This window comes from Kitasatospora sp. NPDC089913, from assembly GCF_044748625.1.
Classification (GTDB): domain Bacteria; phylum Actinomycetota; class Actinomycetes; order Streptomycetales; family Streptomycetaceae; genus Kitasatospora.
Genome location: NZ_JBIVGI010000012.1, coordinates 229,661 through 240,582, shown reverse-complemented (window position 1 = coordinate 240,582; position 10,922 = coordinate 229,661). Strand labels below are relative to the sequence as shown.

Sequence of the window (10,922 nt, the reverse complement as noted above, 5' to 3'; positions counted from 1 at the left end):
CGCATCCATTGACGAGAGGGGATCCACCGCATGAGCACCCCCGTCCGCGTGCGGCCGCTGGCCGCCGTCCACCTGCGCGACGCGCTCACCGCCGCCGCCGACCAGCGGCCGGCCGCCGCCCTCGCCGCCCTGCTCCACATCGACCCCGAGTCCTGGACCGGCATCGAGCAGCGCGCCGCCGCCCTCGGCACCACCGTCCTGGACCTCCTCGCCACCGCCACCCGGGAGGCCAACCGATGAGCACCGCCGAAACCGTCGCCGCCGCCGTCCTCATCGGCCCCGGCGTCATCCTGTCCGCCGCCGCCCTCATCTCCCAGCGCGGCGACAAGGCCGACAGCGCGGCCGTCCGGCAGGTACTCGCCGAGTCCGCCACCCACCGCGCCAACCGGCACGCCAGCGCCCCGCCCGACGGCGGAGAAGGCGCCCCCGCACCCACCGACGGCCAGCACGTCCCGCTCGCCACCGTCCTGCCCTTCCCCGCCGCCCGCCGCGCCGCCTGAAAGGACTTCCCGTGTTCGACGACTTCGACTGTGCCCCCGACGAGGACACCGAGGACTGGACGCCCGGCGAGTGCGACCACTGCCCCGGCGGCGAGCCCATCCGCGTGCCGTTCGGCTTCATCTACTGCGCCTGCCGGATCGGGCAGGGCGCCGACCCCGAGGACTGCGTCTGCGGCCCCGAGGACGAGTGACCCGGCCTGTGCCGATCCCGGTTCCGCCCGCCCCTCGCCCCTGCCGGGCGCGGTGCGGGCAGTGCCGGGGACGGACAGCCCGATCCCACCCCTGACCGCCCGGGAGGGCCGCATGGCCAAGCGCACCTATCTCGACCCCCGCCAGATGGGCGCCGACAACATCGCCGACGCCGCCCGCCTGTTCCTCATCGGCGTGCGCGTCGTCCGCGCCGAAAGCCGCGGTAAGTCCACCAAGCGGCTGGAGAACCGCGCCGACCGCATCCAGCAGGAGGCGTTCGACCGCTGGGACGCCAAGTACGGCGCCCCCGACGAGAGCTGACTCAGCCCGGAGCGGCCGGCACTCCCGGCCAAGGACAGCCCGGCCGCTCCGGTTTCCCTGCTCGCCACAGCAACCAAGGAGAACCACCAGCATGGCACTCTCCACCACCCATCGGGCCCGGCTCTCCCGGGCCGCCACGTGACCGGGCGCGTCCCGCCGCTGGCCGGGGCCGGACTGTGGCAGGCCGTCATGGCCGCCGCAGCCGGACGCTGCCAGTGCCGGGGCACCTGCGGCACCACCCACGCCAAGACCGACGGCCGGTGCGACCGCGTCCACAACGGCTACCAGACCCGCCACGGCGGCGGACGGGTCCGCCTGCTCGCCGCCCCGGCCGACCCGGCCGCGCTGCTGCTGCCCGCGCACCGCGTCGCCGCCCTGCCCAAGCGGGAGCTGGCCGCGTGGTGCGAGCGCTGCCACGACGCCACCCGCACCCGCCAGACCAAGCAGGACATCACGCCGGCCGTCGAGCCGGACGCCCTGTTCTGACCGACTCCGCTCCACCCCGGGGCGGCCGGCACTCCCGGCCAAGGACAGCCCACCGCCCCGGGTCCCCCTGCTCGCCACACACCAGAGGGAGACCCGCGCCGCATGACCCGACACCCCGCCCCCGGGCCCGACGACAACGTCGTCCCGCTCCACAGCCCGGACAGCACGGTGCCCAACGACCTCCAGGCCGAACGCGCCGTCCTCGGTGCCCTGATGCTCAACCCCGCCGCGCTCGGCGACGTCGCCGCCGTCATGGACGTCGGCGACTACTACCGGCCCGCCCACGAGACCATCCACCGGGCGATCCTCGACCTGGGCGAGGCGGCCGACCCGATCACCGTCACGGACGCCCTGCGCCGCTCCGGCGACCTGGGCAGGATCGGCGGCCCCGCCTACGTCTCCGGCCTGGTGTCGGCGACTCCGACGGTGGCGAACGCCGAGTACTACGCCGCGATCGTGCGCGAGACCGCCAAGCGCCGCCGCCTGATCGAGGCGGGCACCCGTCTTGTCCAAGCGGCCAACGAGCCCGGGGCCGACGCCGATAGGCTGCGTGCCGTGCTCGCCGTCCCGACCGAGCCCGAGCCTGCCGCATGGCCGGACCCGGTGCCGCTGACCGCCTCCCGAGCCCTGCCCGCCTTCCCGGTGGACGCCCTCCCGGGATGGCTCAAGGAGTACGTCGCAGGGGTCGCGGAGGAGTCCCAGACCCCGCCCGACATGGCCGGCACGCTCGCCCTGTCGGTCCTGGCCACCGCCGCCGGAGGCCGCGCGGTCGTCCACATCCGGGGCCGCTGGCGCGAGCCGGTGAACCTGTTCACCGTCGTCGCCCTGCCCCCGGCCAACCGCAAGAGCGCCGTCTTCGGCGCCATGACCAACCCCCTCTACGCCGCCGAACGCGCCCTCGGAGAGGCGGCGGCCGGGCGGATCGTCGAGGCGGAGCTGACCGCCCGTCTGGCCCGGGAGGTCGCCGAGACGGCCGCTGCCAAGGCCGCCAAGGCCGACGGCCCGGAGCGAGACCAGCTCGTTGCGGAGGCCATCGGCCTGGCACAGACCGCCGAGGGCATCACGGTGCCGCCGCAGCCCAGGCTGCTGGTCGACGACGCCACCCCGGAGGCCATCACCAGCCTGCTGGCCGAGCAGGGCGGGCGCCTGTCGGTCCTGTCGGCCGAGGGCGGGATCTTCGACATCATCGCCGGCCGCTACTCCGGCACCCCCAACCTCGAAGTGTTCCTCAAGGGCCACGCCGGGGACCGCCTGCGCGTCGACCGCCGCAGCCGACAGGAGTTCGTGGAGTCGCCCGCGCTGACGATGGGCCTGGCCGTGCAGCCCAGCGTGCTGGAGGACATCGCCCGGGTCCGGGGTTTCGACGGCCGGGGCCTGCTCGCCCGCTTCCTGTACTGCCTGCCCGCCTCCACGGTCGGCTCCCGCCGGATCATCACCGACCCGGTCGCCCCGCACGTCGCCGAGACGTACGAGGGCAACATCACCTCCCTGACCAAGGCCCTGGCGGACTGGACGGACCCGGCCGTCCTCCAGCTCACCCCCGCCGCCGACGCCCTCCTGATCGCCTTCCAGGAACGCCTTGAGCCCCAGCTCGCCGCCCGGGGCGGGGAACTCGGCCACATCGCCAAGTGGGCGGGCAAGCTCGCCGGCACTGTCGCCCGCATCGCCGGTCTGCTGCACCTGGCCGTCCACCTCACGGACGGGCACACCAAGCCCGTCACCGAGGCCACCATGGTCAGCGCCATCAAGCTGGGCGACTACTTCACCGCCCACGCCCTGACGGTGTTCGAGGCGATGGGAGCCGACTCCACCGTCACCCGCGCCAGCGCCGTCCTGGACGTCTGCCGGGACAACCGCTGGCGCGCCGTCAGCCGCCGGGACCTGTTCACCAGGCTCAGCCGCGCCGACTTCCCCACTGCCGCCGACTTGGACCCGGCCCTCGCGCTGCTGGAGGAACACGGCTACCTCCGGCTCGAACCGGTGCCGGTCCGCCCCCGCACCCGTGGCCGCAAGCCCTCCCCCCGCTACGAGATCCACCCCGCCCTCTGCGGCGACGAGTAGCCCACCCCCGCCGCAGAAACCGCAGAATCCGCAGAAAGCCCCGGAACGGGCCCTGACCTGCGGAAACCCGCGCAAGATCCACTCCCGCAGAAAACCGCAGAAACTCCGCACAAATCACGGGTCCCGCCCGCGCCTGCCCCGGAGCCAGCCACCGGCTCCGGGGCGGCCCTGCCCCTGCCCGAATTCTGCGGAGTTTCTGCGGAATTCTGCGGAGATCATCAACCGCCGCCCGAAACCGCCATCACCGCAGCTCAGTGCCCATGTGCCCCGAATTCTGCGGATTCTGCGGTTTCTGCGGCGGCACCCCGCCCCTCGCCGCCACCCAGGGAGCGCATGTGACCCCCGTTCTGCTCAAGGTCCCCGACGTCATGGACGCCCTCCAGATGAGCCGCAGCAAGGTCTACGACCTCATCCGCGCCGGTGTCCTCGCCAGCTTCAAGGAAGGCGGCTCCCGCCGCATCCCCGTCACCGCCCTGCACGACTACGTCCGAACCAAGATGGAGGAGGCCGCCTGATGGCCAAGCGCGCCAACGGCGAAGGCAGCATCACCCGTGTGAAGGGGCGCGACCTCTTTCATGGCCGGGTCTACGTCACGACCACGTCCGGTCAGATCAAGCGGGTCTCCGTGTACGGCAAGACCCGTGATGAGGTGCGCGAGAAGATCACGGCGCTTCAGGCCCAGGACAACCAGGGGATCCCGACGCCCGACACCAACGTCAAGATGGCCGAGTACCTGACGTACTGGCTGGAGGCGGTCGTGAGGGAGAACCGTCGCCCGAAGACACACCAGGGCTACGAGAGTGTGGTTCGGGTGCACCTGATCCCGGGGCTCGGGACGAAGAAGCTCCGGACGCTCCGGGCCGCCGACGTCCGTACGTGGCTCGTGCGCGTGGCCAACGCCTGCCAGTGCTGCAAGAGCGGGCGGGACGCGGCGCGCCTGAAGCCGGAGTGCTGTGCGGCGGGGGAGTGCTGCGAGACCAAGCTCTCCCGGCGAATGGTCCAGTCGATCCACGCCGTTCTGCGGAACGCGCTGGAGAGCGCCGTCCGGGAAGAGCTGATCGTGCGGAACGTCGCCAAGCTGGTTCAGGTGCCCTCGCCCGACTACAGCGCCGGGCAGGGGCTCAGCGTCCCGCAGGCGCGCCTGCTCCTGAAGGCGGCGAGCGCTGACCGCCTTCACGCGCTCTACGTGCTGGCCCTCGCCATGGGGCTCCGGCGCGGCGAGCTGCTCGGCCTGCACTGGGCGGCGGTGGACCTTGAGCGCGGGACGCTGATCGTGTCCAGCAACCTTCAGCGGGTGGACGGGGCTCTCCTGCTTGGTCCGACCAAGACGGCGTCCTCGCTCCGGACGCTGCCGCTCCCCGCGGTCGTGTTGGACGCCCTGCGGGCCCACCGTGAGCGGCAGGCGCAGGAACGGGTGGCGGCCGGCGAGCGGTGGACGGAGACCGGGTTGGTGTTCACCAGTCGGGTGGGGACGCCGATCGAGCCGGACAACCTCCGGCGGAGCTGGTACCCGCTCCGGGACCGGCTCGGGCTCAGCCTCCGCTTCCACGACCTGCGCCACACCTGCGTGACCCTGCTGCTGGATCTGGGGGTCCCGCCGCACATCGTCCGGCAGATCGCTGGCCACAGCGACATCGGGGTGACGATGAAGGTCTACGCCCACGCGTCGCTGGACGAGCAGCGGAAGGCCCTCGGGTCGCTCAGCGAGAAGCTCGCCTGAGCCGTTGGCGTACGGGTAGGCGTACCAGGACATGCAGAAGGCCCCGGAGAGAACCTCTCCGGGGCCTTTTTGCCTTTTCAGGCGGCTGTGGCCAGGGCCGGGGTCGAACCGGCGACCTTCCGCTTTTCAGCATTCAGATCATGCCGGCGCTTGCCCCTCCACACCCCGGCATGAGCGGACCGTTCACGCTCCTGGAGTTCCGGCAGCGGGATCTGGACCTCGTGCTGCTCAGCGACATGCTCGCCAGCAACTGGGTGGAGAAGCCTGAGCACGTCGATCTCTATCGCGCGGCCTTCGACGAGATCATGGCGACCGCCCTCAGCCTCGGCGAGTCACTCAACATCATCCGAGAGAAGAGAGATCAGCTCAAGTGACCCACTATTCCGTCGCATCCGCCCTGCCTGTCGAGTGGAGGAAGGCGTCCGCAAGCAACCCGAACGAGAACTGCGTCGAGTTCGGGCGCTTCAATACGTCTGTGGCGGTCCGCGACAGCAAGGACCCCCACGGGCCCGCGCTCTCGTTCCCGGCCGATTCCTGGCTCGCCTTCGTCGCCGGCCTCCGCGTCGGCGACTTCACCGCACGCCGCTGAGACCGGCCGCACGCACACGGCGTCGGCCCGCACCGGGCGGTGCGGGCCGGCGCTACGACCGACGCTCCGGCAGTCCGGCAACGAGCAGCGCCGCCACGCTCGCCGCGGCTCCGACACCGACCACGGCCGGCCAGCCGCCGTGCGCCCAGGCGACCGAACCCACGAGCGAGCCCACGGCGATGCCCAGGAAGCGGAGGGTGAACCAGCAGGTGTTCAGGCGGCTGTGGAGCGCCGGGTCGAGGGTGAACAGGGCGCCCTGGCAGACGACCTGGTTGCCCCAGGTGCCGACATCGAGCACGAAGACCCCGGCCGTCAGCCAGAGGATCCCGCTCCCGCCGGGCAGCAGCAGCGCCCAGGCGGCGGCGGTGACGGCGACCGAGGCGAGCACGACGCGGCGGCGGCCGAAGCGGTCCGCCACCCGCCCGGCGGCCGTCGAGGCGAGGGCTCCGGCCACGGCGACCAGGCCGAACAGACCGACGACGGTGGAGCCGTAGTGGTAGTCCTGCTCGAGCAGGAAGGTCAGCGCGGTCCAGAAGGCGCCGAAGGAGACGCCGACCAGGCCGCCGGAGAGGGTGATGCGGCGGACCTGCGGACTGGTGGCGAAGAGCCGGGGCACCGAGGCCAGCAGCTCGCGGTACGGCAGCGCCCGGGCGGGCGGGGCGGTGAGCGGCCCGGTCGGCAGTGCCCGACGCAGCACCAGGGTCAGCAGCACGGTGAGTATGCAGGAGCACCCGTACACGGCGCGCCAGCCCGCCGCTTCGGCGAGGGCCCCGGAGTACGTCCGGGAGGCCAGCACCCCGATCAGCAGGCCGGCCTGGACGGTGCCGACGGTCCGGCCGGGGTCCCGGCCACCGGCCAGGGCGACGGCCAGCGGCGCCACCAGTTGCGGAACCGGGGAGAGCAGGCCGAGTGCGAGGGCCGCGACGACCAGCAGACCCGCCGTCGGGGCGAGCGCGGAGGCCGCAAGGGCGACGGCCGAGGCCGCGCACAGGCCCAGGATCAGCCGCCGCCGGTCCCGGCTGTCGCCGAGGGGAACGATGAGCGCGATGCCCGTGGCGTAGCCGATCTGGGTGGCGGTCGGCACGGCGCCCAACGTCGCCGGCGGGACGTGCAGTGCGGCGGCGGCGCTGCCCAGCAGCGGCTGTCCGAGGTAGATGTTGGCGGCGGTCAGGGCGCTGGTCGTCGCGAGCAGCGCGATGGTCCGTCGCGGCACACGGACCTCACGGTCGTTGTCGATCACGGGACGAAACGCTACGGAGAGCCACCTGTGGCAAGCTTTCGCCGATCTGCCGTCCCCTGTCGAGAGTGCGCCAATGCATGGCAAGAGCGAGAACCGCGACGACTACCAGCACGTGCCGCGCCCGCTGGCGGCGATGGCGCGCGACCTGCCCGACGGCCACCACATCCCCCCGCACCACCACCGCCGGGCCCAGCTGATCTACGGAACCAGCGGAGCGATCACCGTCGTCACCGACCGGGGGACGTGGGTGGTTCCGGCCACCAGGGGCGTGTGGGTCCCGGCCGGCGTCGTGCACGCGATGACCTGCACCGGGCCGGTGCGGATGCGCACGCTGTACCTCGAACCCGGCGCTGCGGCCGGCCTGCCGGACACGCCGACGGTCGTCGCGGTGCCGCCGCTGCTGCGCGAACTCGTCGACGCCGCCACCCGCATCCCGCTCGACTACCGGGTCGACGGCCGCGACGGCCGCCTCGTCGACCTGCTGCTGCTCGAACTCGCACCGCGACCCGTCCCCGCCCTGCACCTCCCGGTGCCGACCGACCCCGCCCTGGACGCACTCTGCGCGGCGGTCCGCGCCGCCCCGGGCGCCCGCTGGACGACCACCACCGCCGCCGCCCACGCCCATCTCAGCCCGCGCAGCCTCCAACGGAGGTTCCCCGCCGCGACCGGCACGACCTTCTCCCACTGGGTCCAGCAGGCCCGGCTGATCCACGCCGTCACCCTGCTGGCGGGAAACACGCCGGTCACGGCCGTCGCCTCCGCCCTCGGCTACGCCACCCCGAGCGCGTTCACGGCAATGTTCCACCGTGCCCTGGGCGTGCCGCCGAGCGGCTGGTTCGAGGCCGGGGAACCCGCCGGGGAGCGCCGCACCGACAGCTGAGGCCGCCCCGGCGCGCCCCCGGGACCGACCGCGGGCGGACGCGGTACTCATGGGCTCCCGGAGCGAAACGGAGGACGCGCATGCCCGACATCCAGTCGATCGAACAGCAACTCAAGCGCCTACGAAATGAGTTGGCGCCGCCGGCCGAAGAACCGCCCGCCCTGGTGACCGAGTTCGCGACCGGGCGCGGGAGGCTCGGCACCCTCGCCGCCCTCGCCGCACAGCAGCAACGGATCATCGCCTCCGACCGCCGCAGCCTCCTCCTGCTCGCCACCCGCTGCGCGGACGCACCCCTGGGCGCCTGGTTCGCCGGCCTCGCGGACGGGGAGAGCGCGGCCCTGCGCACCCTGCCCGCCCTCGCGGCCGCCTGCGGACCGCCCGGAGCCGCGGCGGAACCCCTGCCCGGCTGCCAGGCCTACCCCTCCTACCTCGCCTGGCTCGCCCTGAACGGCCGCCCGCCCGCCGTCGCAGCCGCCCTGGTCGCCAACTTCACCGCCTGGGGCGGCTACTGCGCTTCGCTGGCCGGGGCGCTGCGCCGCTTCCACGGCTTCGGCGAGGAAGCCTGCGCCTTCTTCGACTTCTTCGCCCAACCCCCCACCGCGCTGGAGCGGGCGGCGGCCGAGGCGCTCGGTCCGGTGGGTCTCACCGGCCCTGACCCGGCCGCCGCCCGCGAGTACGGCCGACTGCTGCAGAGCTACGAGGCGATGTTCTGGCGCACGCTGGCCCAGCACCCCTGAGGTTCTGACGCACGCCGGCCCGGCACCCCTGAGGTTCTGACGCACGCCGGCCCGGCACCCCTGAGCCGGGTCAGGCCTGCCAGTGCGGCTTGCCGCTGACCATCCGGCAGGTGATCACCCGGCCGCCGGCCTCGTGGGTGGTGCGGCCGAGGTCGGCGTCGCGGCAGAACTGGCCAGCCTTGTAGCAGTTGCCCGCGTTGGACTTGATCTCGCAGTCACCGGCGGCGGCCGCCGGCTTGGTCTCGACGGGCTTGGGCTCGGCCGGCACCGGGTCGGTGGGCGGCTGGGCGGTGGTCGCCTTGGGCTGGGGCGCGGCCTTGCTGGGCGTCGGCTGGGCCTTGGGCGGGGCGGTGGTCGGGACGACCGGGACGACCGGCGCCGGGTCGGCGGCCGGCTTGGTCGGTTCGGGTACGACGGCGGTCGGCGCGGGCGCCGGGGGCGGCGTCTGGACCGGCGCGGCCGCCGGGGCGGTGACGGCCGGGGCGGCCGCGGGCGGGGTGGTGACCGCGGCCGGGGCGGCGGGGGTGGTGGCGGGGGTGGTGACCGCGACGGTGGCGGTGTCGGCCGCCGTCGGGTCACAGCCCGTCAGGGCGAGACCGACCGTGAAGACGAGTCCGGCGACGGCGGCCAGGCCGCGACGACCGCCGCGCATCCGTGAAGGCATGGACGTGAACGCTCCGTTCCACTTGAAAGAGGATCGCGAGTCAATCAGTCCTGTCACACGGTCTGTACATACTTCAAACACTTGTAAGCAGATCGAGACCTGGCCATCACTCAGCGTCGATCGACCGGTCGGCCCCGATCACGCAGCGCCGGACCCCGCGCCCGCGCTCAGTCCGTCGGTGACGAGCGGCGCTCGAAGACCTCCGGGCGGGCGAGGTCGAGCGCCGTGGCGAGCGCGCCGAGCAGGACCGCCTCCTCGCCGAGGCGGCTGGCGGCCAGCGTGGGCCGCATCGGCGTGAGGCGGTGCAGCGCCTGGCCGAGGGGTTCGAGCAGCAGGTCCGCGCTGCCTCCTATACCGCCGCCGAGCACGATCAGGTCCGGGTCGAGGACGGCGGACACCACGGCGAGGGCGTAGGCGAGCTGGCCGACCGCACGGTGCACGGCGGCGGCGGCGAGCGGATCACCGGCGCGGGCCCGGTCGAAGACCTGCTTCGCCGTCAACGGGCCCGTCATGCCGAGTTCCAGCGCCGTCCGGACGACCGCCTCCGCCGCGGCGACCTGCTCCACGGTGCCGCCCGGGGTGCCGTCGGGGTGCGGCGGGAGCGGCACCATGCCCACCTCGCCGAGGGCGCCGTGGGCACCGAGGAGCGGCTCGCCGTCCTTGACCACGCCGACACCGAGGCCCGTCCCGGCCACCAGGTAGGCGAACATCCGGCTGCCGCTCCCCCGCCCGGCGCCCAGGGTGTACTCGCCGAGCGCGGCCAGGTTGGCGTCGTTGCCGACGGTGATCGTGGTCTCCAGCCCGGCCGCGATCCGGTCGAACAGCCCGGGCCTGCCCCAGCCCGGCAGGTTGGTGGCGTACCGCACGCCCCGCCGCTCCTCGTCCCAGACGCCCGGGGTGGCGATCACGGCGTGCACGATGTCGGCCGCGGCGACCCCGGCCTCGGCGGTGGTCTCCCGGGCGGCGGCCACCACGGCGTCGGCCACCGCGTTCGCCGTCCGCCCCTTGTTCGGGATGTCACGGCGGGCCACGATGTCCCCGGCGAGGTCGGCGACGGCGACCCTCAGCCGGGCCCGGCCGATGTCGACACCGAGCACGTGCCCGGCGAGCGGGTCGGGCTCGTACAGGACGGCCGTGCGACCGCGCTCGGGGACGAAGCGCCCGGCCTCCCGGGCCAGCCCGGCCTGTTCGAGGGCAGCCAGCGCGGCGGACACGGTGGGCTTGGACAGGCCGGTGTCACGGGCGAGTTGGGCCCGCGAGGACGGGCCGCCGAGGCGCAGCCGTTCGAGCAGCAGCCACTCGTTGTTGCTGCGCAGCCGCTGCCGGTTCCACGGCTGCGCCGGCGTGGGGCCCGGCGGAACGGTGGTCGGCAGGTCGCGGCTCATCAGGTCCTCCGGTCTGGGGTCTTCTCCCGGGCACGACACGCCCTGGGCACCAGCCAGTATGACTCGTTGTCACGGCGCCCACCGGGGGGTTCCGGTCCCGGCCGCCGGGGCGGGACGCGAGGGCGCGGAGAACCGGCCTCGTCGGGAAGG

Annotated in this window: 15 protein-coding genes; 12 read left to right on the top strand and 3 right to left on the bottom strand. The window is 73.8% G+C overall.

From position 1 onward, the window contains the following. Positions 1-30: 30 nt before the first annotated feature. The 10 genes from ACIPYS_RS20585 (at position 31) to ACIPYS_RS20540 (ending at position 5,866) form a co-directional block, all read left to right on the top strand. Positions 31-240, top strand: a complete 210-nt coding sequence (locus ACIPYS_RS20585) for a hypothetical protein (RefSeq protein WP_400747799.1) — start codon at positions 31-33, stop codon at positions 238-240. Then, positions 237-500: a hypothetical protein gene (locus tag ACIPYS_RS20580; protein ID WP_400747797.1), complete on the top strand. Its 264-nt coding sequence runs from the start codon at positions 237-239 to the stop codon at positions 498-500. The genes ACIPYS_RS20585 and ACIPYS_RS20580 overlap by 4 nt, the downstream gene beginning before the upstream one ends. Before the next feature lie 11 nt (positions 501-511). Continuing rightward, positions 512-691, top strand: a complete 180-nt coding sequence (locus ACIPYS_RS20575) for a hypothetical protein (protein ID WP_400747795.1) — start codon at positions 512-514, stop codon at positions 689-691. 112 nt (positions 692-803) lie between these two features. Next, positions 804-1,010 (top strand): hypothetical protein, encoded by a 207-nt coding sequence (locus ACIPYS_RS20570; protein ID WP_400747793.1) that lies wholly within the window; start codon positions 804-806, stop codon positions 1,008-1,010. A gap of 138 nt (positions 1,011-1,148) precedes the next feature. Beyond that, entirely contained in the window at positions 1,149-1,496 is a 348-nt protein-coding gene (locus ACIPYS_RS20565; protein ID WP_400747791.1) for a hypothetical protein, read from the top strand. A gap of 102 nt (positions 1,497-1,598) precedes the next feature. Beyond that, a complete protein-coding gene (locus tag ACIPYS_RS20560; protein WP_400747789.1) occupies positions 1,599-3,557 on the top strand; it encodes a DUF3987 domain-containing protein in 1,959 nt (652 codons plus the stop codon). A gap of 335 nt (positions 3,558-3,892) precedes the next feature. Continuing rightward, complete coding sequence (locus ACIPYS_RS20555) at positions 3,893-4,072, top strand: helix-turn-helix domain-containing protein (RefSeq protein WP_400747787.1); 180 nt, start codon at positions 3,893-3,895, stop codon at positions 4,070-4,072. Beyond that, on the top strand, positions 4,072-5,277 hold the full coding sequence (gene xerC, locus ACIPYS_RS20550) for a tyrosine recombinase XerC (RefSeq protein ID WP_400747785.1): 1,206 nt from the start codon (positions 4,072-4,074) through the stop codon (positions 5,275-5,277). The genes ACIPYS_RS20555 and xerC overlap by 1 nt, the downstream gene beginning before the upstream one ends. Next, a complete protein-coding gene (locus ACIPYS_RS20545; RefSeq protein WP_400747813.1) occupies positions 5,274-5,651 on the top strand; it encodes a Scr1 family TA system antitoxin-like transcriptional regulator in 378 nt (125 codons plus the stop codon). The genes xerC and ACIPYS_RS20545 overlap by 4 nt, the downstream gene beginning before the upstream one ends. Next, positions 5,648-5,866 carry a DUF397 domain-containing protein gene (locus tag ACIPYS_RS20540; protein ID WP_093858816.1) on the top strand — a complete coding sequence of 73 codons (219 nt, stop codon included), beginning with the start codon at positions 5,648-5,650 and terminating at the stop codon, positions 5,864-5,866. The genes ACIPYS_RS20545 and ACIPYS_RS20540 overlap by 4 nt, the downstream gene beginning before the upstream one ends. A gap of 52 nt (positions 5,867-5,918) precedes the next feature. Here the strand turns inward: ACIPYS_RS20540 and ACIPYS_RS20535 are convergent, their stop codons facing one another. Further along, the gene (locus ACIPYS_RS20535; RefSeq protein ID WP_400747783.1) at positions 5,919-7,106 is read right to left on the bottom strand and encodes an MFS transporter; all 1,188 of its coding nucleotides are present in this window, start codon (positions 7,104-7,106) and stop codon (positions 5,919-5,921) included. A gap of 73 nt (positions 7,107-7,179) precedes the next feature. Between ACIPYS_RS20535 and ACIPYS_RS20530 the strand changes: the two genes are divergently transcribed. Together ACIPYS_RS20530 and ACIPYS_RS20525 are read left to right on the top strand one after the other, a co-directional pair. Next, entirely contained in the window at positions 7,180-7,986 is an 807-nt protein-coding gene (locus ACIPYS_RS20530; RefSeq protein ID WP_093858817.1) for a helix-turn-helix domain-containing protein, read from the top strand. Positions 7,987-8,066: 80 nt separating this feature from the next. Continuing rightward, entirely contained in the window at positions 8,067-8,723 is a 657-nt protein-coding gene (locus ACIPYS_RS20525) for a transcriptional regulator (protein ID WP_400747781.1), read from the top strand. Positions 8,724-8,793: 70 nt separating this feature from the next. On the opposite strand, the gene ACIPYS_RS20520 is transcribed toward ACIPYS_RS20525, so the two are convergent. Then, a complete protein-coding gene (locus ACIPYS_RS20520; protein ID WP_286158617.1) occupies positions 8,794-9,387 on the bottom strand; it encodes a hypothetical protein in 594 nt (197 codons plus the stop codon). Between the two features lie 167 nt (positions 9,388-9,554). After that, a complete protein-coding gene (locus ACIPYS_RS20515) occupies positions 9,555-10,772 on the bottom strand; it encodes an ROK family transcriptional regulator (protein ID WP_093858819.1) in 1,218 nt (405 codons plus the stop codon). Positions 10,773-10,922: the final 150 nt, after the last annotated feature.

Bases quoted from the DNA above. Each gene is read 5' to 3' on its own strand.
- ACIPYS_RS20560 (WP_400747789.1), top strand. From the start codon at position 1,599: ATGACCCGACACCCCGCCCCCGGGCCCGACGACAACGTCGTCCCGCTC.
- ACIPYS_RS20580 (WP_400747797.1), top strand. From the start codon at position 237: ATGAGCACCGCCGAAACCGTCGCCGCCGCCGTCCTCATCGGCCCCGGC.
- ACIPYS_RS20530 (WP_093858817.1), top strand. From the start codon at position 7,180: ATGCATGGCAAGAGCGAGAACCGCGACGACTACCAGCACGTGCCGCGC.
- ACIPYS_RS20570 (WP_400747793.1), top strand. From the start codon at position 804: ATGGCCAAGCGCACCTATCTCGACCCCCGCCAGATGGGCGCCGACAAC.
- ACIPYS_RS20520 (WP_286158617.1), bottom strand. From the start codon at position 9,387: ATGCCTTCACGGATGCGCGGCGGTCGTCGCGGCCTGGCCGCCGTCGCC.
- ACIPYS_RS20525 (WP_400747781.1), top strand. From the start codon at position 8,067: ATGCCCGACATCCAGTCGATCGAACAGCAACTCAAGCGCCTACGAAAT.
- ACIPYS_RS20585 (WP_400747799.1), top strand. From the start codon at position 31: ATGAGCACCCCCGTCCGCGTGCGGCCGCTGGCCGCCGTCCACCTGCGC.
- xerC (WP_400747785.1), top strand. From the start codon at position 4,072: ATGGCCAAGCGCGCCAACGGCGAAGGCAGCATCACCCGTGTGAAGGGG.
- ACIPYS_RS20515 (WP_093858819.1), bottom strand. From the start codon at position 10,772: ATGAGCCGCGACCTGCCGACCACCGTTCCGCCGGGCCCCACGCCGGCG.